Source organism: Brachybacterium sp. sponge (assembly GCF_001613775.1).
Lineage (GTDB): Bacteria > Actinomycetota > Actinomycetes > Actinomycetales > Dermabacteraceae > Brachybacterium > Brachybacterium conglomeratum.
Window position 1 is genome coordinate 483328 of record NZ_LRMP01000004.1, and the last position, 23597, is coordinate 506924.

The 23597-nt window shown below is 71.8% G+C and carries 19 protein-coding genes; 4 read left to right on the forward strand and 15 right to left on the reverse strand.

Annotated elements, in window-relative coordinates:
• Positions 1-150: 150 nt before the first annotated feature.
• From A4A78_RS16700 to A4A78_RS16730, 7 genes are all read right to left on the reverse strand, one after another.
• The gene (locus A4A78_RS16700) at positions 151-429 is read right to left on the reverse strand and encodes a hypothetical protein (protein ID WP_062951168.1); all 279 of its coding nucleotides are present in this window, start codon (positions 427-429) and stop codon (positions 151-153) included.
• Positions 430-1269: 840 nt separating this feature from the next.
• Complete coding sequence (locus A4A78_RS16705) at positions 1270-1686, reverse strand: cytochrome c oxidase subunit 4 (protein ID WP_062951170.1); 417 nt, start codon at positions 1684-1686, stop codon at positions 1270-1272.
• Between the two features lies 1 nt (position 1687).
• A complete protein-coding gene (gene ctaD, locus A4A78_RS16710) occupies positions 1688-3400 on the reverse strand; it encodes a cytochrome c oxidase subunit I (RefSeq protein ID WP_062951172.1) in 1713 nt (570 codons plus the stop codon).
• Positions 3397-4335 carry a cytochrome c oxidase subunit II gene (gene coxB, locus A4A78_RS16715; RefSeq protein WP_062951173.1) on the reverse strand — a complete coding sequence of 313 codons (939 nt, stop codon included), beginning with the start codon at positions 4333-4335 and terminating at the stop codon, positions 3397-3399. The genes ctaD and coxB overlap by 4 nt, the downstream gene beginning before the upstream one ends.
• Before the next feature lie 396 nt (positions 4336-4731).
• Positions 4732-5091, reverse strand: a complete 360-nt coding sequence (gene erpA, locus A4A78_RS16720) for an iron-sulfur cluster insertion protein ErpA (RefSeq protein ID WP_053917775.1) — start codon at positions 5089-5091, stop codon at positions 4732-4734.
• 154 nt (positions 5092-5245) lie between these two features.
• The gene (locus A4A78_RS16725) at positions 5246-5542 is read right to left on the reverse strand and encodes a hypothetical protein (RefSeq protein WP_231881083.1); all 297 of its coding nucleotides are present in this window, start codon (positions 5540-5542) and stop codon (positions 5246-5248) included.
• Complete coding sequence (locus A4A78_RS16730) at positions 5539-6978, reverse strand: dipeptidase (RefSeq protein WP_062951175.1); 1440 nt, start codon at positions 6976-6978, stop codon at positions 5539-5541. Before A4A78_RS16730 ends, A4A78_RS16725 begins: the two co-directional genes overlap by 4 nt.
• 102 nt (positions 6979-7080) lie before the next feature.
• Here A4A78_RS16730 and A4A78_RS16735 point away from each other — a divergent pair, with 102 nt between their 5' ends.
• On the forward strand, positions 7081-7674 hold the full coding sequence (locus tag A4A78_RS16735) for a DUF3043 domain-containing protein (RefSeq protein WP_062951177.1): 594 nt from the start codon (positions 7081-7083) through the stop codon (positions 7672-7674).
• A 70-nt stretch (positions 7675-7744) separates the two neighbouring features.
• Here A4A78_RS16735 and aspS read toward each other — a convergent pair whose 3' ends face one another.
• On the reverse strand, positions 7745-9571 hold the full coding sequence (gene aspS, locus A4A78_RS16740) for an aspartate--tRNA ligase (RefSeq protein ID WP_062951181.1): 1827 nt from the start codon (positions 9569-9571) through the stop codon (positions 7745-7747).
• A 312-nt stretch (positions 9572-9883) separates the two neighbouring features.
• On the opposite strand from aspS, the gene A4A78_RS16745 reads away from it, so the two are divergent.
• Entirely contained in the window at positions 9884-11785 is a 1902-nt protein-coding gene (locus A4A78_RS16745; RefSeq protein WP_062951183.1) for a DEAD/DEAH box helicase, read from the forward strand.
• 95 nt (positions 11786-11880) lie between these two features.
• On the opposite strand, the gene trxA is transcribed toward A4A78_RS16745, so the two are convergent.
• The gene (trxA, locus tag A4A78_RS16750; protein WP_010552359.1) at positions 11881-12249 is read right to left on the reverse strand and encodes a thioredoxin; all 369 of its coding nucleotides are present in this window, start codon (positions 12247-12249) and stop codon (positions 11881-11883) included.
• Positions 12250-12334: 85 nt separating this feature from the next.
• Positions 12335-13699 (reverse strand): histidine--tRNA ligase, encoded by a 1365-nt coding sequence (hisS, locus tag A4A78_RS16755; RefSeq protein ID WP_062951185.1) that lies wholly within the window; start codon positions 13697-13699, stop codon positions 12335-12337.
• Positions 13700-13933: 234 nt separating this feature from the next.
• Between hisS and A4A78_RS16760 the strand changes: the two genes are divergently transcribed.
• Together A4A78_RS16760 and A4A78_RS16765 are read left to right on the forward strand one after the other, a co-directional pair.
• Positions 13934-15703, forward strand: coding sequence for a DUF349 domain-containing protein (locus A4A78_RS16760; RefSeq protein ID WP_062951186.1), 1770 nt, complete (start codon positions 13934-13936; stop codon positions 15701-15703).
• 113 nt (positions 15704-15816) lie between these two features.
• On the forward strand, positions 15817-16776 hold the full coding sequence (locus A4A78_RS16765) for a hypothetical protein (protein WP_062951187.1): 960 nt from the start codon (positions 15817-15819) through the stop codon (positions 16774-16776).
• Here A4A78_RS16765 and A4A78_RS16770 read toward each other — a convergent pair.
• From A4A78_RS16770 to yajC, 5 genes are all read right to left on the reverse strand, one after another.
• Positions 16763-19180, reverse strand: coding sequence for a bifunctional (p)ppGpp synthetase/guanosine-3',5'-bis(diphosphate) 3'-pyrophosphohydrolase (locus tag A4A78_RS16770; RefSeq protein ID WP_062951190.1), 2418 nt, complete (start codon positions 19178-19180; stop codon positions 16763-16765). The genes A4A78_RS16765 and A4A78_RS16770 overlap by 14 nt on opposite strands.
• 92 nt (positions 19181-19272) lie before the next feature.
• Entirely contained in the window at positions 19273-19860 is a 588-nt protein-coding gene (locus A4A78_RS16775; RefSeq protein ID WP_082835387.1) for an adenine phosphoribosyltransferase, read from the reverse strand.
• A gap of 7 nt (positions 19861-19867) precedes the next feature.
• Entirely contained in the window at positions 19868-21100 is a 1233-nt protein-coding gene (secF, locus tag A4A78_RS16780) for a protein translocase subunit SecF (RefSeq protein WP_062951192.1), read from the reverse strand.
• Positions 21097-23034, reverse strand: a complete 1938-nt coding sequence (gene secD, locus A4A78_RS16785) for a protein translocase subunit SecD (RefSeq protein ID WP_062951194.1) — start codon at positions 23032-23034, stop codon at positions 21097-21099. Before secD ends, secF begins: the two co-directional genes overlap by 4 nt.
• 106 nt (positions 23035-23140) lie before the next feature.
• Positions 23141-23578 (reverse strand): preprotein translocase subunit YajC, encoded by a 438-nt coding sequence (gene yajC / locus A4A78_RS16790; RefSeq protein WP_062951195.1) that lies wholly within the window; start codon positions 23576-23578, stop codon positions 23141-23143.
• Between the last annotated feature and the right edge of the window lie 19 nt (positions 23579-23597).

The following is a 23597-nucleotide window of genomic DNA, read 5'->3' on the forward strand; positions in this document are numbered from 1 at the left end:
CGCACCGGCCGGCAGGCGAGGAAGGGCCCCGAGGATCATTCCTCGGGGCCCTTCCTTCTGCGTGCTGATCCCTGCGTCGCCAGCGCCGCACCTCACGGAGGCTCCCCCTGCCCGGCAGCGGGCTCCCTCCCCCGGCCTGTCGACGCGATGTCAGTCCCTGAGGGGGCTTCCCGCGCCGGCGCGTCCTGTCGCATCGGAGCGACCGGCGACCGCCTCGACGAGATAGCGGCCGGCGACGAGCCCCAGGCGCGGTTCGGCGCGCCGCAGCGCACGCATCGACCGCAGAGGCGCCCTCGAGGCGTCCAGCCCCGCGTGCTCGAGCACGCCGCGCGCCCAGGCGACAGCGCGCTCCTCGCCCGGCTCACCGCCGAAGAGCTGGGCGATCCGCGCTCGCGCACGATCACTGGGAGTTCTGCTGGAGCTGATCATCTCGTCCGTCTCCTGATCGTCGTGAGGTGGCACCGCACGAGACGCTCCGCGGCGACTCGTGCCCCCTGACATGTCGTCGCGAACGAGCGGCCGACGTACAGGGCATCCACGGGACAAGCTAGCACCGGCCCCCTCCGCCACCGCGAGAACCCGTCCGGAAGCGAGAGAACGCGCCACTTGATGTGCACGGTGGCGTTCCACCTCGGGCGAGCAGGGACCGCACCGTGGCTATCACGTAGTTCTTCAGCTGTATATCACGCTATCGATGCGTCAGGGTGTTGAACCCGGCTCCAGGCGAGACCTCTGCACCAGCTGCTGCTTCTCCCCCATGTGATGCGCAGCATCGATACGAAGTGGCATCCGGAAGGAGGCGGGCGGTCGACGAATCGGTCAGCGCGTCCTCCTGCCCCGGTCCGTCCACTCGTCAGCAAACGTCCCACACGGTGCCTCGCCCGGAGAGTGCGTCCGCTCGGACGGGCGAGCCCTCCCTGGTCCGTGGACGATGAGCGGTGCCCCCCCCGCCCCGAGAGAACGGACAGCGCCTCGGGCGAGGCGCGCACCCCGCGGGGGACGCGTGGACGCCCCCACGAGACGCAGCGCCCCTCCGTAGCGTGCGCCCCTCCGTAGCGTGCGCGCCGGGCGTTGCGTGCGCGCCGGGAACGAGGCATGCGCCCCGTGGGAGGCGTCGGCCTCGGCTGATGTGCCGGCCCCAGCGGACACGTGAGTCCGGAGAGGATCCGGCGCCCGTGACGTCATCCGCCGTCGGAGATGCAGGAAGGCCCCGCATCCGAGATGCGGGGCCTTCCTGGGATGCCTCGGAGCGAGGCGAGCGGCGCCGGCTCAGTGGGCGTGCTGGCCTCGGGAGAACTCGAGGACCCAGAGCAGGACGCCGTAGCCGGCGAAGAGGATGCCGAAGGCGAAGATCCACCAGCCGGCGGCCACGCCGAGGAAGCACAGCGCACCTCCGATGGCGGCCCACAGGGGAGCCCAGCTGTAGGGGCTGAAGCTGCCCTGCACGCCGGCCGAGCTCTCGAGGTCGCCGTCCTCCTCGTCGGAGGCGCCGAGGTCGTTCTTTCGGACCGCGAGGCTGGCGGTCATCGCGATCATGAACGCCAGGCCGGTCAGCGCGATCATCGCCGGGAAGCCGACGGTTTCGATGCCGAGGGGCTCGAAGTACCCCGTCAGCAGGCCGTACGCGACGGTGACGATCAGGAAGAAGACACCGAGGATCCAGAAGATCTTTGCGGTTGCTCTCATGTCAGTTGCTCCTGGGGTGGTCGAGAGGCTCTTCCGCGAGCATGTGGTCCTGCAGGGCGACCTCCGGGTGATGGAGATCGAACGCAGGCCGCTCGGAGCGCACACGGGGCAGCGAGTGGAAGTTGTGGCGCGGCGGCGGGCAGGACGTCGCCCACTCGAGGGAGGCACCGTAGCCCCACGGGTCGTCGACCTCGACCTTCTTCCCCTTCAGGTGGGTCAGAACCACGTTGAGGAGGAAGGGCAGGGTGGAGACTCCCATGATGAACGCACCGACGGTCGAGATCTGGTTCATCCAGTCGAAGCCGTCCTCGGCGAGGTAGTTCACGTAACGACGCGGTGCGCCGGCCACGCCCAGCCAGTGCTGGATCAGGAAGGTCATGTGGAAGCCGATGGTCAGCAGCCAGAAGTGGAGCTTGCCGATGCCCTCGCTGAGCTTGTAGCCGAACATCTTGGGCCACCAGAAGTAGAAGCCCGCGAACATCTCGAAGACCACGGTGCCGGCCATCACGTAGTGGAAGTGGGCGACCACGAAGTACGTGTCGGAGATGTGGAAGTCCAGCACCGGCGAGGACAGGATGACGCCGGTCAGACCGCCGAAGATGAAGGTGGTGAGGAACCCGAGGGTGAACAGCATCGGCGTCTCGAAGGTCAGCGAGCCCCTCCACATCGTGCCGATCCAGTTGAAGAACTTCACGCCCGTGGGCACGGCGATGAGCATCGTCATGAAGGCGAAGAAGTCCAGCATGACTGCGCCGGTGGTGTACATGTGGTGCGCCCACACGGTCACCGACAGCGCCGCGATCGAGATCGTCGCGCCGACCAGGGTCTTGTAGCCGAAGATCGGCTTGCGCGAGAAGACCGGGATGATCTCCGAGGCGATGCCGAAGAACGGCAGGGCTAGCACGTACACCTCGGGGTGGCCGAAGAACCAGAACAGGTGCTGCCACAGGACAGGACCGCCGTTGGCGGGATCGAAGATGTTCGCGTCGAAACGGCGATCGGCGCCGAGCGCCAGCAGCGCGGAGGCCAGCGGCGGGAAGGCCATGAGCACCAGCACACCGGTGATCAGGGTGTTCCAGGTGAAGATCGGCATGCGGAACATGGTCATGCCGGGCATGCGCATGCAGATGATCGTGGTGATGAAGTTGACCGAGCCCAGGATCGTGCCGAAGCCCTGCAACGCCAATCCGAAGACCCACAGATCACCGCCCAGGCCGGGCGAGAACGTCGTGTCCGACAGCGGCGCGTAGGCGAACCAGCCGAAGGACGCGGCACCCTGCGGGGTGAGGAAGCCGGCCACCACGATGAGCGAGCCGAACAGCGTGATCCAGAAGGCGAACATGTTCAGCCGCGGGAAGGCCATGTCCACGGCGCCGATCTGGAGCGGCACGAGGTAGTTCGCGAAGCCGTTGAACAGCGGGGTGCCGAACATCAGCAGCATGATCGTGCCGTGCATGGTGAACAGCTGGTTGTACTGGTCCTTGGAGACCACGACCTGCAGTCCGGGCTCCCACAGCTCGGTGCGGATGCCGAGCGCGAGCAGGCCGCCGAACGCGAAGAACGCGAACGCCATGCCCATGTACATCATGCCGATCAGCTTGTGATCGGTGGTGGTCAGGAGCTTGAAGAACTGGCTCCCCAGGTTGGTGGGGCGCTCCTCCTGGAACCGCGCGGGCGCCGTGGTGGTCGGCGAGGCGGTGACGTCGGTGCTCACTGGTCGTCTCCCTCGTTGCCGCTGGTCGCGGTCTCCTCGGTGTAGCGAGGACCGGCGTCGTCATGCTTCTCGCGCATGCTCCACTCCTCCTCGTTGCGGTTGAGGTCCACGCCGAGCTGGCCCTCGTAGCCCTGCTGGCGCAGCTCCTCCATGTGGGCGTCGTAGTCCTCCTGGGACACGACCTTCAGCGTGAAGAGCATGTCGGAGTGGTACTCGCCGCACAGCTCGGCGCACTTGCCGGAGTACTCGCCGATGCGCGTGGGGGTCACCTGGAAGCTGGTGGTGTGCCCCGGCATCATGTCCTTCTTGTAGAGGAAGTCCACGACCCAGAACGAGTGGATCACGTCGCGCGAATCGAGGCGGAACTCGACGGTCTGGTCGACGGGCACCCACAGCTCGGGCAGCGCCTCCTCGGCGCCCGGCTCGCCGGTGGCGAAGGACTGCACGCCCGCGGGCTCGTGGACGTTGTCGTCGACGTAGTTGAAGTCCCAGCTCCACTGCTTGGCGACGACGTTGACGGTCACGTCGGGCTCGGCGACGTGCATCTCGATCTCGCGCGCATCGCGCTGGGTGAAGTAGAAGAGGGTCAGCACCATCACCACGGGCACGAGCGTGAACATCAGCTCGAGCGGCACGTGGTAGCGAAGCTGGATCGGGAAGCCCTTGTCGTTCTTCCGGCGGCGGTAGGCCACCGCGCACCAGATGGTCAGGCCCCAGATGATGAGGCCGACGACGACCAGCACGGACCAGGACCCGACCCAGAGGTTCGTGATCCTCTCGGTCTGGCTGGTGACCTCCTGGCCGTCGTCGGGGCCGGGGAGGAACCCGCGCTGCTGCGCCTGGGTGCAGCCGGCGAGGACCAGTGTGGCCAGGGCGAGGCCGGCTGCCGCTGCGCGACGGCCGCGCCGCGCGCGCTTGGGGACCTGGGGGATCACAGGGGATGACCTTCCGCTCGTCGTCTCCTGCCCTCGTCGCCGACCCGGACGGAGGTTCCGGGACGGCTCCGCGGCGCGGAGCTGGTACTGACGTGGGCTGAACACACCCACAGTGCCGCGCCCGCCCCTGAGGAGCGAGCCGTGGCGAGCCCGGGAAGGCCCGTCACTTGACGGCACCTCGTCATCATACGGCGTCCGACGGGTGGTGCGGGCACTTCGACCCACCGTGGACCTCCCCTTTCGCGGCGCCGTGACCGGTCCGTGATCTGCACGTCGCCACGATCACACCCTCAGCACCCGGGAAGGGCCGTCCCACCGGGCGCGGAGCGCATGCGGAAGGGCCCGGGCCGCGTCGCGAGGACGTGGCCCGGGCCCTTCGGCGCGGCAGGGCGGGACTCAGGAGAAGGAGTCGCCGCAGGCGCAGGAGCTGCCCGCGTTGGGGTTGTCGATCGTGAAGCCCTGCTTCTCGATGGTGTCGGAGAAGTCGATGACGGCACCGCTGAGGTACGGGCTGCTCATCTTGTCGACGATCACCTCGACGCCCTCGAAGTCGACGACCTGGTCGTCGTCCATCAGGCGCTCGTCGAAGTAGAGCTGGTAGATCAGTCCGGAGCAGCCGCCGGGCTGCACCGCGATCCGCAGGCGGAGGTCGTCACGGCCCTCCTGCTCCAGCAGGCTCGTGACCTTCTGTGCGGCGCCGGACGTGAGGGTGACGCCGTGCGCCGCGGCGGGACGCTCGGTGGTGGTCGTGGTCATGCGGTCCTCCTCGAAGCTCGATTCCGCCCAGGATACGCCTCGGTCGCCGGGAACGGGGAGGACCGTCGGCGGCGAGCCGCCTCACGTCCCTGCACCGGTCGACGAGGACCGCCCCGGCTGACAGCCGCGGAGCAGCTCCCCGCCCCTGCCGCCGTCACAGCGCGCCGCGGAAGAGCGCCACCAGGATCACACCGGCGTACCCGAGGAGCACGCCGGCGATCGCGCCCGTGGCGCCGTCCCGGCTGCGTCCCCTCAGCACGAGCAAGACGGCTGCGACGATCACGGCGAGGACCACGAGCGCTCCCCACCACAGCAGGAAGTAGCCGGAGAAGAAGCCGATCGCGAGGCCCACCACCAGCAGCGGGATCATCAGCGGGGAGACCGGCGCGGGCTCCTGCCCGCTCCCCCGGTCGGCCCCGGCGCCCCGGCGGCCCGGTCCCTGACCGCTCATGCCCCGTCCCCGTCGCGGACCTGCGAGGCGCTCTCCGCGAGAGCGCCGGCGCCGCGCAGCAGCAGAGCCTCGGCGAGGCAGACCTTCGCGAACTCTCCGAGGTGGAGGGACTCGTCGATGCCGTGCGCACGGGACTCGGGGTCCTCGACCCCGGTGACGAGCACCTCGGCCTGCGGGAAGACCTCGAGCAGGTCGGCGATGAACGGGATGGAGCCGCCGAGCCCGGTGTCCACCGCCTCGGTGCCCCACGACCGTGCGAAGGAACGGCGGGCGAGGTCCATCGCGGGCGAGCTCTGCGCGGCGCTGAAGGGTCGGCCTTGCTCTCCGGGGTGGATCGTGACACGCGCCGTGGACGGGGCGTGGGACTCGAGATGGGCGGTCAGCGCCTCCATGGCTCGCTCGGGGTCCTCGCCCGGCGGGATCCGCAGCGACACCTTGGCGCGTGCGAGGGGCACGAGCGTGTTGGAGGCGTCGCGCACCGAGGGGGCGTCGATGCCGATCACCGACAGCGCCGGACGGGTCCACAGGCGAGCGGTCAGCGGGCCCTCGCCCGAGAGGTCGGCCCCCTCGACGACGCCGGCGTCGCGGCGGTAGTCGGCCTCGTCCATCTCGACGCTCGGGTCCTCGGCGCGTCGCAGCCCCTCGACGGCGACCGTGCCGTCCTCGTCGTGCAGGGTCGCGAGCAGGCGGCTGAGCTGCGTGAGGGCGTCGAGCACGGGGCCGCCGAACAGGCCGGAGTGGACGGCGTGGTCCAGGGCCCGCACCTCGACCACGAGGTCGACCAGTCCGCGCAGGCTCGTGGTCAGCGCCGGGGTTCCCACCGCCCAGTTCGCGGAGTCCGCGACGATGATGAGGTCGGCCGCGAGCGCGTCGCGGTGCGCCTCGATGAAGGGGCGGAAGGTCGGGGAGCCCGCCTCCTCCTCGCCCTCGACGAAGACGCTCACGCCGATGCCGTCGGCCGCGAGCTCCTCGCCGACCAGGCGCAGCGCGGTGACGTGGGCCATGATGCCGGCCTTGTCGTCGGCCGCGCCGCGCCCGTAGAGGCGCCCGTCGCGCTCGACGGGCTCGAAGGGGTCGCTGCTCCAGTCGGAGACCTCGCCGGTGGGCTGCACGTCGTGGTGAGCGTAGAGCAGCACCGTCGGGTGCCCCGGGGCGGCCGGGCTGCGCCCGATGACCGCGGGGCTGCCGCCCGCGACGGACTCGATGTCCACCTGCTGCATGCCGGCGCCGCGCAGCAGCTCGGCGACGGCCTCGGCGCTGCGGCGCACGGGCTCCTGGTCGTAGCCCTCGAAGGCGATCGACGGGATCCGCACCAGATCCTTCAGGTCATCGATCGCGGCGGGGAGCAGGGGTTCCAGGCGTTCGCGCAGCGCCTGCACCTCCTCCTGGGAGGCGACTTCGGCGGTGGGCGAGACGGGGTCTTCGTTCAGGCTCATGGCCCTCACGGTACCGCCGCGGCCAGGCGACGGGACCGGGCGCCGGGCGTGCCCGCGCCGCGGTCCCAGGCGGCTCTCGTCCCCGTCGCCTAGAATGCCCCGGTGATCTTCCGCAAGTCCGAGCCCCCGCATCCCGCCGAGCAGTCCTCGGCCCCCTCCCGCCCCGGCACCAAGGGCCGCCCCACGCGCACCCGCAAGGAGGCCGAGGCGGCGCGCCGCCGTCCGCTGGTCGTCGACGACCGCAAGGAGGCGCGCAAGCGGGATCGCGAGCGCGCCTCCCAGGAGCGCATGGAGGCGCAGCAGGCGCTGGTGACCGGCGATGAGCGGAAGATGCCGGCGCAGCACCGCGGCCCCGAGCGCCGCTACGTGCGCGACGTCGTGGACTCGCGTCGCAACATCGCCGAGTACTTCTTCCCGATCGCACTGGTGTTCATGCTGGTGGCGCTGGTGCTGCCGCTGATCCGTCCGGAGATCACCACCGTGATGAGCACGGGCATGATCGTCGTGCTGTGGGGCGGCATCGCGCTGTGCGTGATCGACAGCCTCATCCTGCGTCGCTCGCTGCGGTCCAAGCTCACCGAGCGCTTCGGCTCGGTGGGGCAGGGCCTGGTGGGCTACGGGATCATGCGGGCGATCCAGATCCGCCGCTTCCGCCTGCCCAAGCCGCAGATCAAGCACGGCGAAGCGCCTCGCTGAGCGACTCCCCCGGGACCACGAGACCGGCCGACGCGATCACTCGCGTCGGCCGTTCTCGTGTGCAGGGGGCTCAGGCCTTCGGGGAGGCGGTGCCCTCCTCGCCGTGCGGCGCGTCCTTCACGGCATCCTTCGGCGCGTCCTTCGCGGCGGGCTTCGCGTCGACTCCCGCCTCCTTGCGCTGCTGGGGCGTGATCGGGGCGGGGGCCGCGGTCAGCGGGTCATAGCCGTTGCCGGTCTTGGGGAACGCGATGACCTCTCGGATCGACTCCTCCCCGGCCAGCAGCGCCACGATCCGGTCCCAGCCGAAGGCGATGCCGCCGTGCGGCGGGGCGCCGAACTGGAAGGCGTCCAGCAGGAAGCCGAACTTCTCCTGCGCCTCCTCGGCACCGATCCCCATCACCTCGAAGACGCGCTGCTGCACGTCCTGGGAGTGGATGCGGATCGAGCCGCCGCCGATCTCGTTGCCGTTGCAGACGATGTCGTAGGCGTAGGCGAGGGCGCTGCCCGGGTCCGTGTCGAAGGTGTCGAGGAACTCGGGCTTCGGCGAGGTGAAGGCGTGGTGGACGGCGGTCCAGGCGCCGCCGCCCACGGCGACGTCCCCGGCCGCACGGGCGTCCGCGGCGGGCTCGAACATCGGCGCGTCGACGACCCACACGAAGGCGAAGGCGTCCTCGTCGATGAGCCCGAGCTTCTCGGCGATCTCGTTCCGGGCCGCGCCGAGCAGGGCGCGGGAGCTCTTCGGCTCGCCGGCGGCGAAGAAGACGCAGTCGCCGGGGGCCGCGCCGGTCTTCTCGAGCAGACCCGCCTTCTCCTGCTCGGAGATGTTCTTGGAGACGGGACCGGTGAGGGTCCCGTCCTCCTGGACGAGCACGTAGGCGAGACCCTTCGCACCGCGCTGCTTGGCCCACTCCTGCCAGGCGTCGAGCTGGCGACGGGGCTGGGAGGCGCCGCCGGCCATGACGACCGCGCCGACGTACGGGGCCTGGAACACGCGGAAGGGCGTGTCCGCGAAGTACTCGGTCATCTCGACCAGCTCGAGGTCGAAGCGCAGGTCGGGCTTGTCGGAGCCGTAGCGTCGCATCGACTCGGCGTAGGTGATGCGCGGGAAGGGGCCGGAGATCTCGTGGCCGGCCTTCGCCCAGACGGCGGAGAGGATCTGCTCGGCCAGGGCGATCACGTCCTCCTGGTCCACGAAGCTCATCTCGACGTCGAGCTGGGTGAACTCGGGCTGACGGTCGGCGCGGAAGTCCTCGTCGCGGTAGCAGCGGGCGAGCTGGAAGTACTTCTCGATGCCGCCCACCATGAGCAGCTGCTTGAACAGCTGCGGGGACTGCGGCAGCGCGTACCAGGAGCCCGGGGCGAGGCGCGCGGGGACCAGGAAGTCGCGGGCGCCCTCGGGGGTGGAGCGGGTCAGGGTCGGGGTCTCGACCTCGACGAAGCCCTGGTCCAGGAGGGTGTCGCGCGCGGCGCGGTTCACCTCGGAGCGCAGGCGCATCGCGGCGGCCGGGCCCTGCCGGCGCAGGTCGAGGTAGCGGTAGCGCAGGCGGGTCTCCTCGCCCACCTCGCTGTGCTCGTCGAGCTGGAAGGGCAGCGGTGCGGAGGTGCTGAGCACCTCGACCTCGGTCGCGGTGACCTCGATCTCGCCGGTGGGCAGCTGCGGGTTCTCGTTGCCCTCGGGGCGGCGGTTGACGGAGCCGGTCACCTTCAGCACGTACTCGCTGCGCAGGTGCATCGCCTCGTCCTCGCGCACGACGACCTGGGTGACGCCCGCGGCGTCGCGCAGATCGAGGAACGTCACGCCGCCGTGGTCACGGCGACGGCCGATCCAGCCGGTGAGGGTGACGGTCTGTCCGATGTGCTCCTGGCGGAGCTCACCGGCGGTGTGGGTGCGCAGCACGGGATGTCCTTCGCGGTGTCGGGGGTCGGTGGCTCCCCGGCGCGGGGCGCGCGGGGTCCGGCGCACGGGGTGCGCGGAGAGGCCAGCCTACCGTCCGGGGTGAGGGATCTCGCCACCGCCGACCTGTCGGAGCGGGCCCTCTCCCCCGTAGACTCGAGTTCTGTTCGACCTGCCGGAGCGCAGGTCCTTCCGCCCGAGTCCGCCCGAGCATGCCGTGCCCCGCGCATGGCGCCCGCAGCGCGGAATGTATGGGCAGCCACGCCCTGCGACCTGTTGGGGCCTGTTGAAACCCCTGACCGTCGTAAGGACGCCATGACCGAATCCCGCCCTGCCCCCGATGCCATCGACCCCGCCGACGGGTCCGACGTCGCTGCCGAGACCGTGACCGAGAGCACCGAGGGGGCGGGCGCGCAGAGCGGGACCGCCACGTCGGCCGCCGAGGAGCCGCAGGCCCCGGCCGGACCCAGCTTCGACGACATCGACCTGCCGGCGCCGCTGCGGCGCGCGGTCGACGAGCTCGGCTTCACCACCCCCTCGGCGATCCAGGCGCAGGCGATCCCCTCGCTGCTCGAGGGGCGCGACGTGATCGGCGTCGCCCAGACCGGCACCGGCAAGACGGCCGCCTTCGGCCTGCCGCTGCTGGCCGCCGTCGACCCGTCCGTCCGCGAGGTGCAGGCGCTGGTGCTCGCCCCGACCCGTGAGCTCGCGATGCAGGTCGCCGACGCGATCTCCTCCTTCGCCACCTCCATGGGCGGGCTCGACGTGGTCGCCCTGTACGGCGGCTCGCCCTACGGCCCGCAGGAGCGCGCGCTCTCCCGCGGCGCCCAGGTCGTCGTCGGCACCCCCGGCCGCGTGATGGACCACATGCGTCGCGCGAACCTCAAGCTGGACACGATCCGCTTCGCGGTCCTGGACGAGGCCGACGAGATGCTGCGCATGGGCTTCGCGGAGGACGTCGAGGAGATCCTCTCCCACTCCCCCGAGAGCCGTCAGGTCGCGCTGTTCTCCGCCACGATGCCCGCCGCGATCCAGCGCGTGGCGCAGACCCACATGAAGGACCCGGTGCGCGTGAGCGTCACCCCGCAGTCCTCCACCGTCAAGAGCGTCACCCAGACGTACGCGGTGGTGCCCTTCAAGCACCGCACCGGAGCGCTCGCGCGCGTGCTGGCCACCTCGTCCGCCGAGGCGGCGATCGTGTTCGTGCGCACCCGCGCCGCCGCCGAGGAGGTGGGCTCCGCGCTGGTGGCCCGTGGCCTGATCGCGGCGTCGATCAGCGGCGACGTGCCGCAGAAGGAGCGCGAGAAGATCGTCGAGCGGCTCCGCGACGGCTCCCTGCAGGTGCTCGTCGCCACCGATGTCGCCGCCCGCGGCCTGGACGTCGAGCGGATCGGCCTGGTGGTGAACTTCGACGTGCCCAAGGAGGCGGAGTCGTACGTCCACCGCATCGGCCGCACCGGTCGCGCGGGCCGCACAGGCGAGGCGCTGACCTTCATCGGCCCGCACGAGCGCCGTGCGCTGAAGAACATCGAGCGCGCCACCAAGCAGACCCTCGCCGAGGCGGACATCCCCTCGCCTCGCGACGTCTCCAAGCATCGCCTCGCCGCACTGCTGACCCAGGTCCCCGAGCGGATCGAGCGGGGCCGTCTGGAGCTGTACCGCGAGCTGATCGGCGAGTTCGTCGCCGAGAACGAGATCGACCCGCTCGAGCTCGCCGCGGTGCTCGGCGCGATGACCGTGGGCGACGAGGGCCCCGGCGCGGCGACGGAGGACGAGGAGTTCACCGGCGCGCAGCTGCGCGGCGACGACCGCGAGCGCGGCGACCGCGGCCCGCGGGAGGCGACGCCGACGGAGCGCGGGTACACCTCCTACAAGGTCGGGGTCGGCCACTCCCACGGTGCGCGTCCGCCGGGCATCGTCGGCGCCATGACCGGCGAGGGCGGCCTGCACGGCAAGGACATCGGCAAGATCCAGATCTTCCCGCACTTCTCGCTGGTCCAGATCCGCGGCTCGCTCACCCCGGAGCAGATGGACCGCATCAGCCGGGCGAAGCTCGGCGGGCGCGAGCTGCGCATCGGCCCGGACCGCGGGCCGCGCGGGGGCAAGGGTCCGCGTCGTGACGCCGAGCGTCCCTTCCGCCGCGACGACCGTCCGCGCCGTGACGACCGCGGCGGCCGCCCCGAGGGCAGGCGCCGCCCCTTCCGCCGGGAGGGCTGAGCAGCACAGCACAGGACCCCGTCACCCTTCCGGGTGGCGGGGTCCTGTCGTCGTCGGGATCGCGGGGCGCGAACGGGGTCGGCCCGGCGGCGGGGTCAGCCCTGCTTCTGCTGGGCCTCGGCGTAGGCCTTGCGGACCTCGTCCATGTCCAGGTTCTTCACCTGGCCGATGAGGTCCTCGAGCGCGGACTGAGGCAGGGCGCCGGCCTGGGAGAAGACCGGGATGCCCTCGCGGTAGGCGACCAGGGTCGGGATGGAGGTGACGCCGTAGCGCATGGCGAGGTCCTGCTGGTCCTCGGTGTCAACCTTCGCGAAGGTGACGTCCTCGTGCGTCTCCGAGGCCTCCTCGTAGATCGGGGAGAAGCGCTGGCACGGCACGCACCAGCCCGCCCAGAAGTCGATCAGGACGATGCCGTCCTCGACGGTCTTGTCGTGGTTCTCGGTGGTCAGAGTCAGCGTAGCCATGACCCCTGGAACGCCGCGGCCCCAGGGATCATTCCCCTGGGGCCGTGATGTGAGCCAGCTCATCCGAGGCCGACCGGAGAGGCGGTCAGTCCGCCTGCTCCTCCTGGGCGGCGAGGATGCGCGGGCGCAGGTCCTCGGCCGGGGGCTGCCAGGTGGTGGCGTCGGCCGCGGACTGGTCGCCGCTGCGGATGTCCTTGACCTCCCCGGCGGTGCCGTCCTCGCCGGGGAACCAGACGAAGGGGATGCCTCGGCGGTCGGCGTAGCGGATCTGCTTGCCGAACTTCGCGGCGCTCGGGGCGACCTCGCAGGGGACGCCGCGGGCGCGCAGCGCACGGGCGGCCGCATCGCTGCGTCCCCGGTGCTCCTCGTCGGCGACCGAGACGAGCACGCAGGTGGGGACCGCGCGGCTCGGCGCCGCCATCCCGGCCGAGACGAGGCGGGAGACCAGCCGCGAGAGGCCGATGGAGAGGCCGACGCCGGGATAGGTGTGCCGGTTGTCGGAGGCGAGGCGGTCGTAGCGCCCGCCGGAGCAGATCGAGCCGAGCGACTCGTGCCCGGCCACGAAGCTCTCGAACACGGTGCCGGTGTAGTAGTCCAGGCCGCGGGCGATCGAGAGGTCCGCGACGATCATGCCGGGCACGGCCGCCTCGACCCGCTCGATGACGGCGGTGAGCTCGGCGATGCCCTCCTCGACCATCTCGCCGCTGCCGCCGAGGTCGCGGACCTGCTGGGCGAAGGAGACGTCACGGGTGCGGATCGAGGCGAAGGCGAGCGCCCTGCGCGCCTGCTCCTCGCTCGCGCCGGCCTCGTCGCGCAGCAGGGCGGCCACGGCCTCGGCGCCGATCTTCGGGAGCTTGTCCAGGGCGCGCAGCACGGGGGTGTGGTCCTCGAAGCCGATCGCGCGGAAGAAGCCCTCGGAGAGGCGGCGGGTGTTGGCGTGGATGCTCACCTGCGGCAGCGGCAGGCGAGAGAGGATCTCCGCCATCACGATCGCGACCTCGGCCTCGACGTGGCCGGGCAGGGCGTCCTGGCCGATCACGTCGAGATCGGCCTGGTAGAACTCGCGGAAGCGGCCGTCCTGGGGGCGCTCGCCGCGCCACACCTTCTGGATCTGGTAGCGCCGGAAGGGGAAGGCGAGGTCGTTCTGGTGCTCGAGCACGTAGCGCGCGAGCGGGACGGTGAGGTCGAAGTGCAGGCCGAGGGTGCGGGAGCGGTCGGCGCCGGCGTCCTCGTCGCCCTCCTCGGCGTGGAGGCGGCGCAGCACGTACACCTCCTTGTCGATCTCGCCCTTGCGCAGCAGCTGCTCGAGCGGCTCGACCGCGCGCGTCTCGATGCCGGAGAACCCGTGCAGCTCGGCGACCTCCCGGAACACGTCGATCACGTGCTGCTCGACGAGACGCTCGGAGGGGAGCCACTCCGGGAATCCTGACAGGGCGGCGATCTTCGCCATGCGGTGCACTTCCTTCTGGTCGTCTGCGGTGCGCGCCCATTATCCCCTCTCGAGGGCGGGCGTGCCCGAGGCGCGGTCGCCCGGTGCCGGACGAGGCGGAACGCCGGCGCGCTCCGCTGTAGAGTTCCGTGACGTGGTCGCCCCGGTCCGCCCGTGACGAGCACCCCATCAGCCCGGCCGTCCTGGTGACGGCAGTGTCCCGCCCCGCAGCGGATCCCATCGAAGGAGCTCATCGTGAGCGAGTCCGAGACTTCCCTCCCCGCCGACCAGGCAGCCGCCCAGCCCGCCGACGCCGTCGTCGACGCCGCGGCCGAGCAGACCTCCGCGGAGCCGTCCGCCCCCGAGGCGCAGACCGCGCCCGCCGAACAGGCGACCACGGAGCAGGCCACCGACACCGAGCAGGTCGATCCCGTCCCCGCCGAGACCGGCGAGCAGGCCGACGAGGCCGAGCAGAGCGCCTCGACCGACGAGTCCCCCGCGGCCGACGCGACCGACTCGGAGGCCACGGCCTCCTCGGACGACGCGACTGCCACGGACGACGCGACTCCTACGGACGACTCGGCCTCCGCGGCGGACGCGAGCGCCTCTCCCGCCGCGGCGACGCCTGCACCGTCCCCCGCGCCGAAGCCCGCGCCGGGCGGTCCCCGCCCGCGCCCGGCCGCCCCGTCCCCCGCCGCCCTGGCGGGGAAGAAGCCGACGGCGGCCCTGCTGCCCGTCGCCCCCGCGGCCGCCGAGCACGACCCCGCCGAGATCGCCGCGGCGAAGGCCTTCGGCAGCGTGGCGGAGGACGGCACCGTCACCGTCCAGGACGGCACCCAGGTGCGCACGATCGGCACCACGACCGAGGCCGACCACGACGCCGCGCTCGAGCCCTTCGCGAAGGGGTACCTGGACCTGGTCGCCTTCCTCGACCAGACCGCCTCCGCCCTCACCGCGCCCGAGCACACCCAGAACGAGCTCAACCGGCTCCTGGAGAACCTCCGCAAGAACATGAAGGAGCCGCAGGTCGTCGGCGACATCCCGGCGCTGCGCGCCCGTGCCTCCGAGCTGCGCGAGCAGGCGAAGGAGAAGATCCGGGCGCTCGAGGCGAAGCGGGCCGAGGGCCGGGAGGCCGCGACCCGTCGCCGCACCGAGTTCGTCGAGTCGATCGAGGCCCTGGTCGCCACCGACCCGGAGCAGATCTCCTGGAAGAACGCCGGCGAGACGATGCGGCAGATGGTCCCGACGTGGAAGCAGATGCAATCCGAGGACATCGGGCTGGACCGTCCCACCGAGGAGGCGCTGTGGAAGCGGCTCTCGGCCGCCCGCGCCTCCTTCGACCGGATGCGCAAGCAGTTCTTCTCCCAGCTCGACGAGCGGCATGCCGAGGCCGCCGCCCACAAGGAGGAGCTCATCGCCCGCGCCGAGGCGATGCAGGACTCCACCGACTGGGGTCCGACGGTCCGGGCGTACAAGGACCTCATGGACCAGTGGCGGCGTGCGCCGCGCGGCAGCCGCAAGAAGGACGACGCCCAGTGGAAGCGGTTCAAGGCCGCCCAGGACACCTTCTTCGCGGCGCGCAACGCGGACCTCCACGAGACCGAGGCCGAGCAGCGCAAGAACCTCGAGGTGAAGGAGGCGCTGCTGGTGGAGGCCGAGACCCTCGACCCGCGCAAGGACCTCGACGCGGCGAAGTCCGCGCTGCGCTCGATCCAGGACCGCTGGGAGGAGGCGGGCAAGGTGCCGCGCGGCGACATGCGCCGGATCGACGACCGCCTGCGATCCGTCGAGCGTGCCGTGAAGGACGCTGAGCAGGCCGAGTGGCGCCGCACCGACCCGCGCACCAAGGCGCGCGTCGAGGGTGCGTCCTCGCAGCTGCACTCCGCGATCGCCTCCTACGAGGAGGCGCTGGAGAAGGCCCGTGCCGGCGGCGATCCGAAGAAGATCGCGGAGGCCGAGGCGGCGCTCGAGGCCCGCAAGGAGTGGCTCGCCGTGATCGAGCGCTCCGCCCGCGACCTGGGCTGAGGCGCCCGCGCACCGGCCCCCGGCGCGGCGCACCTCTCCTCCCCACTGCCCCGCTCGTCCACAGGGACGGGCGGGGCATTGCCGTGCGGACCGGTGCGGGCCAGGGTCGATGCATGGAGACCCTCGCCGCTGCCGCACCCGCACTCACCGCGCCCGCCCTCGGAGTGCCCGGCGACGCCGCGCTCCGCGCCGCCCTGGCGGACCCCGTGCTGCGCGAGGTCCTCGCCGACGACCCCGCACAGGACGCTCCCTCGCCCTGCGACCGCCCACCCCCTCCTGTGAGGCTGCGCCCGATCGGGCTGTGCGCGGCCTGGTCCCACCACGCGGCGGACCTCGCCCTCCCCCTCGGCGCCGAGCTGCAGCGCTGGGAGGAGACCCCCACCACCGCCGCGATGGTCGCCCGCGGGGAGATCGTCCGCCTGCTGCCCGGGGTGTTCCTGCCCCCGGATCTCCTCGGGACCTCGGTGCGCCGGGCGCTGGCGCTCGGCTGCGCCCTCGGGGAGCACCTGCAGCCCCATCACGTGATCGCCGGGAGGAGCGCCGCCTGGGTGCATCTGGGCGGTCGGCCGCCGGCACCGCTCGAGCTGCTCTCCCCCGCGCACCGCGGGATCCTCGCCGGCGTGGTCCAGCGCCATGCCCGGCTCGGCCCGGGCGACATCGACACCGTCGGAGGGGCACCCGTGACCACGCCCCGTCGCACCGCCTCGGATCTGCTGCGCTTCAGCCCCGAGGCGATCGCCCGCCCGCTGCTGCGGCGGCTCGAGCGGGCGGGCCTGGTGGAGCACGAGGAGCTGCGCGCGCATCTGCACCGGCTGCACCGGCACCCCGGCGTGCAGGAGGCCCGGGAGCGACTGGACCGGGCTCTCACACCGCCCACGGCGCGGTCGGACGCGGCACAGCGGGACTCCACGCTGCCGGGGACGACGCAGCGGGACGGGACGGGAAGGCACGATCCGCGAAAGCCCCGGGAGCAGCCGTCCGCGGTGCGGCCGCTCGCGGGGATGCGCCTCGAGGGCCCTCTGATCGCTGCCCGGAGCGAGCGGGAGCGGGCCGGTCCCCTCAGCTCGCCGTGAGCGGTGCGCCGAGGCCGACGGGCCGGCCGTCGGCCGTGACGCGGTAGACGTCGTAGACGCCCTCGACGCGCCTGACCTGGGCGAGCACGGACTGGAGGTGCGTGGGATCGGCCAGCTCGAAGGAGAAGAAGGTCGTCGCGAGCCGGTCGGTGTTCGACTGCGCCGAGGCGGAATGCAGATTGACCTGCTGCTCCGAGATCACCAGCGCCAGATCGGTGAGGAGCCGGGGGCGGTCCAGCGCCTCGACCTTGATGTGCACGAGATAGGCGGTGGAGTGCCGCCCTGACCAGCTCGCCTCGACCATGCGATCAGGCTGCTGCTCCTGGAGCTGGATCGCATTGGTGCAGCTGGTGTGGTGCACGGAGATGCCCGAGCCGCGGGTGATGAAGCCGACGATCGGATCGCCCGGCACCGGCGCGCAGCACTTGGCGAGCTTGACCCACAGGTCGGCATGGCCGTCCACGATGACGCCCTGGTCCGTCTCCGCCGTGTGCCGTTCGGCACGGCTGCCCCGCGGGCGGACCTTCGAGGGCAGGGTGATCTCGGCGAGGTCCTCCTCCGCGCCGTCGGCGCCGCCGAAGGAGGCGCGCAGCTTCTCGACGACGTGCTGGGCGCCGGTGTGACCCTCGCCGATCGAGGTGTACAGCGCGTCGATCGAGCCGAGGTTGAGCTCCGAGGCGATCGTGGCGAGCGTGTCGTGGGTGAGCAGGCGCCGCATGGGCAGGTCCTGCCGACGCAGCGCCTTGGCGAGCTCCTCCTTGCCCCGCTCGAGCGCCTCCTCGCGACGCTCCTTCGAGAACCACTGGCGGATCTTGTTGCGCGCTCTCGGGGACTTCACGAAGCCGAGCCAGTCCCGGCTGGGGCCGGCGTCGGCGGACTTCGAGGTGAAGACCTCCACGACGTCACCGGTCGCGAGCGCGGACTCCAGGGAGACCAGGCGCCCGTTGACCCGCGCCCCGATCGTGCGGTGCCCCACCTCGGTGTGGACCGAGTAGGCGAAGTCGACCGGGGTCGAGCCCTGCGGCAGGGCGAGCACGTCCCCCTTCGGCGTGAAGACGTACACCTCCTGCGTGTTGATCTCGAACCGCAGCGAGTCCAGGAACTCGCCGGAGTCGGTGGTCTCCTTCTGCCAGTCCATCAGCTGGCGCAGCCAGGCGGCGTCGTTCGTGATCGCCGCGGACTCGCCGCCGCCCTGGCCGCCCGCCATCGCCTTGTACTTCCAGTGCGCGGCGACGCCGTACTCGGCGCGGCGGTGCATCTCGCGGGTGCGGATCTGGACCTCGACCGGCTTGCCGGTCGGGCCGATCACGGTGGTGTGCAGCGACTGGTACAGGTTGAACTTCGGCAGCGCGATGTAGTCCTTGAAGCGGCCCTGCACCGGCGACCAGCGCGCGTGGAGTGTGCCGAGCACCCCGTAGCAGTCGCGGACCGTGTCCACGAGCACCCTCACCCCGACGAGGTCGTAGATGTCGGAGAAGTCGCGGCCCCGCACGATCATCTTCTGGTAGATCGAGTAGTAGTGCTTGGGCCGGCCGGTGACCTCGGCCTTGATCCGCGCCTTCTTGAGGTCCTCCTGGATCTGGGAGGAGACGGTGGAGAGGTACTGCTCGCGCGCCGGGGCGTGCTGGGCGACCAGCGAGACGATCTCCTCGTACACCTTGGGGTAGAGGACCTGGAAGGAGCGGTCCTCCAGCTCCCACTTCATCGTGTTCAGCCCCAGGCGGTGCGCGAGCGGGGCGTAGATCTCGAGGGTCTCCTTCGCCTTGCGCTCCGCCGAGGCGGCCGGCACGTACTTCCAGGTGCGGGCGTTGTGGAGGCGGTCGGCGAGCTTGATCAGCAGCACGCGCACGTCGCGGCTCATCGCCACGATCATCTTGCGCACGGTCTCGGCCTGCGCGGCCTCGCCGTAGGTGACCTTGTCCAGCTTCGTCACGCCGTCGACCATGACGGCGATGACCTCGCCGAACTCGGCGCGCAGCTGGTCCAGGGAATAGTCGGTGTCCTCGACCGTGTCGTGCAGGAGCGCTGCGGCGACGACATCGGCCGGCGAGCCGAGCTCGGCGAGGATCGTGGCGACCGAGACCGGGTGGGTGATGTACGGGTCGCCGCTGCGGCGGGTCTGGCCGCGGTGGGCGCGCTCGGCGACGGTGTACGCCTGGCGCACCAGCTCCTGGTTCTCCTTCGGGCTCACCGCCGTCATCGTCTCCAGCAGCGGTGCGAGCAGCGGATCGACCGGCGAGGAGCGCGGGGCGAAGAAGGACAGGCGCGAGCGGGAGCGCCGCGGCGCGGTCGAGGGGGTGCGCGGCGAGTCCGTCTGTGCCGGCGGCGTGGCGGGAGGGCGCGCGGCCTGGTCGGCCGGGCCGGCACCGGCCCCTGCCTGCTCGGATGCGGTCCGCTCCTGCATGCACACCTCCCTGCCTGGAAGGCCCCAGTCTACGCGCGGGCGACAGGGGTGCGCGCCGCGTCCGCCGGCGGCGGACGGCGACGCCCCGGGGATCAGTCGGGGATGGACCAGACAGTGGTCAGCGGCACGTCCGGCAGCAGGTCGCGGCCGCCGAGGCCCTCGAGCTCGATGAGGAAGGAGGCGCCGAGCAGCTCGACGTCGAAGCGTCGGGTGAGCTCGACCGTCGCCGCGGCGGTCCCGCCGGTGGCGAGCAGGTCGTCGAGCACGAGGGTCCGTGCGCCGGCCGGGAGCGAGTTCTCGGGGATCTGGATCTCGGCGCTGCCGTACTCGAGGTCGTACTTCAGACCGGCCGGGCGGCCGGGGAGCTTGCCCGCCTTGCGCACCGGGATGAACCCGGCGCCGAGCTCGTAGGCGAGCGGTGCGCCGAGCACGAAGCCGCGGGCCTCGGTGCCGACGATGTACTCGATGCCCTCGGGCAGCAGCGTGGTCCAGTAGCGGATCACGCGGCGCAGCGCGCTCGCGTCGCGCAGCAGCGGGGTGATGTCGCGGAAGAGCACGCCGGGGGTCGGGAAGTCCGGGTACTCGGCGATGTGCGTGCCGCGCAGCGCCTCGATCTCGGCGGCGGTGGGGATCTCCTTCGCGGTGCGGAGCGGGGCAGGGACGGTCTGCGGGTCGTTCATCGGTTCCTCACCTGCCGGAGCGTCGGCGTCGGGTGGTCCTGCGCGGCTGCTGCCGGGCGGAGCGGGAGGCGGCGGCGCGGCGGCCGACGGTGCCGTCGTCCTCGTCCGCCTCCGGGGCGCGCCCCTCCCCCGCGTCAGCCGCGTCGGCGTCCGCAGGATCGGCGTCCGCGAGGTCGGCGTCCGCGGAGTCGGAGCCGTCGGCGCGGGCCCCGGCGGCCGCTCCGCGGGCGCTCCCGGCGGAGTCCTCGGACGCCGAGACGGTCTCCCCGCGGCGCGCGCGCTCGACGGCGAGGGTGTGGCGGGCGATCGCGTCCTCGCGCCGGCGGAGGTCCACGAGCAGCCCCGGTGCGAGGAAGATCGAGGAGTAGGTGCCGGCGATGATCCCGATGAACAGGGCGAGCGAGATGTCCTTGAGGGTGCCGGCGCCGAGCAGGAACGCGCCGATCGCAAGGATCGAGCCGATCGGCAGCAGCGCGACGACGGAGGTGTTGATCGACCTCACCAGGGTCTGGTTCGCGGCGAGCTCGACGAGCTCGGCGAAGGTGCGTCGGCGCTGGCCCGTGAGGTCCGCGGTGTTCTCCCGCACCTTGTCGAACACGACGATGGTGTCGTAGAGCGAGTAGCCCATGACGGTGAGGAAGCCGATGACCGTGCCGGGAGTGATCTCGAAGCCGACCACGCCGTACACCGCGGCGGTGAGCAGCATGTCGTGGCCCAGCGCGATCATCGCGGCGAGGGACGCCTTGAGGTCGCGGAAGTAGAGCGCCATCATCGCGGCGACCAGGACCAGGAAGACCACGACGCCGCGGACCATCTTCTGGGTGACGTCGCCGCTCCACACCGGACCGATGTAGGAGGTCGAGACCGCGTCGGCGGACACCCCGTAGGCCGTGGCGAGCTCTCCGGCGAGCTCGGCCGTCTGGGTCGAGTCGAGCTGCTCGGTCTGCACGCGCAGGGTGTCGCTGCCGAGCTGGGTGACCTTCGGCTCGTTGTCCGGCAGGTGCTCGCGCACGACCTCTCGGGCGGAGGTCTGCTCGGTGTCGGCGACCCCGGCGATCTGGAACTCGGAGCCGCCGGTGAACTCGATGCCGGGGTTGGGCCCTCGCACGACCGCGAGGGCGCCCAGCAGCACCACGACGACGACGCTGATCAGGTACCAGGTGCGTCGGCGGGAGACGATCGGCAGGATCCGCCTGCCGGCGTGGAGGTCGTTGCCGAAGGTGGCGAAGGTGGTGCTCATCGGCCCTGCTCCTCGGTCTCGTCGGTGTCCTCATCGGCAGGGGTGCCGGCGTCGGAGATGCCGTCGCCCGAGATGCCGTCGCCGGAGAAGCCGTCGTCGGAGGCGCCGTCCACGGGGACCCCGTCACGGGCCTCCTGCGCCTCGCGCGCCTCCCGGGCCTCGCGGGCGCGGCGCACTGCGATCGGCTCGCGCTCGGCCGGCTCCTCCTCCGCGCGGGCGCCGCGGCGACCGCCGCGGCCGCGCTCCTCGCCGAGGCGGACGCGTCCGCGGCCGGCGTAGGCGGGCACGTCGCGGTCCAGGCGCGCCGGGTCCAGACCGCTCCACGGATGCCCCTTCCCGAAGAAGCGCGTGCGTACGAGCGCCTGCAGCACCGGATGCGTGAACAGGAAGACGACCAGGAGGTCCAGCAGCGTGGTCAGTCCCAGCACGAAGGCGAAGCCGCGCACGCCGCCGGTGGAGAGCAGGTACAGCACCACGGCCGCGATGATGTTGACCGTGTCGGAGGCGAGGATGGTGCGCCGGGCGCGGTCCCAGCCGTGGTCCACGGCCGCGGCGATCCCGCGGCCCTCGCGGATCTCGTCGCGCACTCGCTCGAAGTAGACGATGAACGAGTCCGCGGTGAACGCGACCGCGACGATCAGGCCGACCACGCCCGCGAGGGAGAGGCGGTAGCCGATCTCGGGGATGTTCGAGAGCACCGTGAGGGTGGCGTAGGTGAGCACGCCCATGATGAGCAGGCTCGAGGTCGTCACGATCGCGAGCAGACGGTACTGCGCGAAGGCGTAGGCGACCACGAGCGCGAGCCCGATCAGGCCGGCGATCAGGCCCATCTGGAGCTGGTCCGCGCCGAGGGTGGCGGAGATCTGCTGCTCGGAGGCGACCTCGAACTCGAGCGGCAGCGCGCCGAAGCGCAGCTGGTCCGAGAGCTGGGTCGCCTGCTCCTGGGAGAAGTTGCCGGAGATCGACGCCTCACCGCCCGGGGAGGGCTCCTGCACCTCGGGAGCGGAGATGACCATCCCGTCCAGCACGATGCCGAACGCGCCGGTGGCGCCCTCGCCGTTGTACAGGGCGCCGGTCATGGTCGAGAAGGACTCCGCGGCGGTGTCGTCGAAGGACATGTTCACGACGTAGTAGCCGGTCGGCTGACCGGTCGGGGTGACGTCCGAGGCGACGGAGGAGTCCTCGATCGAGGAGCCCGCGATGACCTCGGGGCCCAGCAGGTACTTCGCGCTCCCGTCCGGGGCGCAGGCGACCATCGGCTCGTCGGGGGCGGTCTCCGTGGCGCGCTCCTGCTGCGCGGCGGGGTCGACGCAGTCCGCGCTCATCAGCTCGGTCTGGATCTCGGGGGTCATCCAGTCCATGCTCCAGGCCGGATAGGGCAGGTCGCCCTCGCCGGTGCCGGTCGCGGGAGCCATCGAGGAGTCGTCGCTGAGCAGGCCGGAGAAGAGCTGCTGGGAGGGATCGGCGGGGGCCTCGGAGGTCTCCCCCTCGGACTCCTCGCCCCCGCTGTCGGAGGCGCCGCCGCCGTCGGAGGGGAGCGCCTCGCCGCTGCCCTCGGGTGCGACGACGCCGAGCACGGGGCGGAAGGACATCGCGGCGGTCTGGCGGATCGCTGCGGAGGTCTCCTGGTCCATCTGCCCGGGCACGTCGATGACGATGTTCGTGCCGCCCTGCACGGTGATCTCGGTCTCCGCCACGCCCATCGCGTTGATGCGCTGGCTCATGATCTGCCGCGCCTGCTCCATGGCGGTCTCGTCGATCGCGGAACCGTCGCGGGACTGCGCCTGGAGGATGACCTGGGTGCCTCCCTCGAGGTCGAGGGCGAGCTTGGGGGCGGGCTGCCAGCCACCCTTCCAGACCCCGGCGCCGATCCCGCCGCCGAGCAGCAGGATCAGCACCGCGAGGGTCGCCAGGGCGATGCGGCGTGCAGGCATGGTGGGGATTCCTCAGGACGACGGGCCAGGGAGCGGAGGACGGGGCCAGGAGGCTCCGCGGGGTCGTGCGGCGTCGTGCGCGGTCGGGCGCGCGGCGCGGATCGGGTCAGCGACCGCGCGCGGTGCCGTCCTCGCGGGGGTCCTCGTCGGCGACGGTGACGCCGGGGACCTGGCCGGCGGAAGAGGCGTCCTGTGCCTCGCGGGACTCGGCGCCCTCGGGGGCGTCGCCCTCGACGGTCTCGCCCTCGACGGTCTCGCCCTCGAGGGTCTCGCCCTGCTCGTCCTCGACCGGGTCCACGGCCATCGCGATCGCCATGCGGGCCCACTTGGTCTGCGTGCCGTCCTCCGACTCGAGCACCACCACGTCGTCGTACTCCTCGACGATGAGGCCGTAGAAGCCGGAGTGCGTGCGCACCTCGTCGCCCACGCCGAGCTTCTTGACCAGCTCCTGCTGCCTGGCCTGCGCCTTGCGCTGGCTGCGGGAGAGCAGGAACAGGGGAAGCATCATCACGAGGATGATGAGCAGGATGGGAAGGAGGTCCACGATTTTCCTCTCGACGGAC

What these genes read in the sequence shown, in the direction of transcription:
- A4A78_RS16700 (WP_062951168.1), bottom strand. Translation starts at nt 429, where the DNA reads ATGATCAGCTCCAGCAGAACTCCCAGTGATCGTGCGCGAGCGCGGATC.
- A4A78_RS16705 (WP_062951170.1), bottom strand. Translation starts at nt 1,686, where the DNA reads ATGAGAGCAACCGCAAAGATCTTCTGGATCCTCGGTGTCTTCTTCCTG.
- erpA (WP_053917775.1), bottom strand. Translation starts at nt 5,091, where the DNA reads ATGACCACGACCACCACCGAGCGTCCCGCCGCGGCGCACGGCGTCACC.
- A4A78_RS16725 (WP_231881083.1), bottom strand. Translation starts at nt 5,542, where the DNA reads ATGAGCGGTCAGGGACCGGGCCGCCGGGGCGCCGGGGCCGACCGGGGG.
- A4A78_RS16730 (WP_062951175.1), bottom strand. Translation starts at nt 6,978, where the DNA reads ATGAGCCTGAACGAAGACCCCGTCTCGCCCACCGCCGAAGTCGCCTCC.
- A4A78_RS16745 (WP_062951183.1), top strand. Translation starts at nt 9,884, where the DNA reads ATGACCGAATCCCGCCCTGCCCCCGATGCCATCGACCCCGCCGACGGG.
- trxA (WP_010552359.1), bottom strand. Translation starts at nt 12,249, where the DNA reads ATGGCTACGCTGACTCTGACCACCGAGAACCACGACAAGACCGTCGAG.
- hisS (WP_062951185.1), bottom strand. Translation starts at nt 13,699, where the DNA reads ATGGCGAAGATCGCCGCCCTGTCAGGATTCCCGGAGTGGCTCCCCTCC.
- A4A78_RS16765 (WP_062951187.1), top strand. Translation starts at nt 15,817, where the DNA reads ATGGAGACCCTCGCCGCTGCCGCACCCGCACTCACCGCGCCCGCCCTC.
- A4A78_RS16770 (WP_062951190.1), bottom strand. Translation starts at nt 19,180, where the DNA reads ATGCAGGAGCGGACCGCATCCGAGCAGGCAGGGGCCGGTGCCGGCCCG.
- A4A78_RS16775 (WP_082835387.1), bottom strand. Translation starts at nt 19,860, where the DNA reads ATGAACGACCCGCAGACCGTCCCTGCCCCGCTCCGCACCGCGAAGGAG.
- secF (WP_062951192.1), bottom strand. Translation starts at nt 21,100, where the DNA reads ATGAGCACCACCTTCGCCACCTTCGGCAACGACCTCCACGCCGGCAGG.
- secD (WP_062951194.1), bottom strand. Translation starts at nt 23,034, where the DNA reads ATGCCTGCACGCCGCATCGCCCTGGCGACCCTCGCGGTGCTGATCCTG.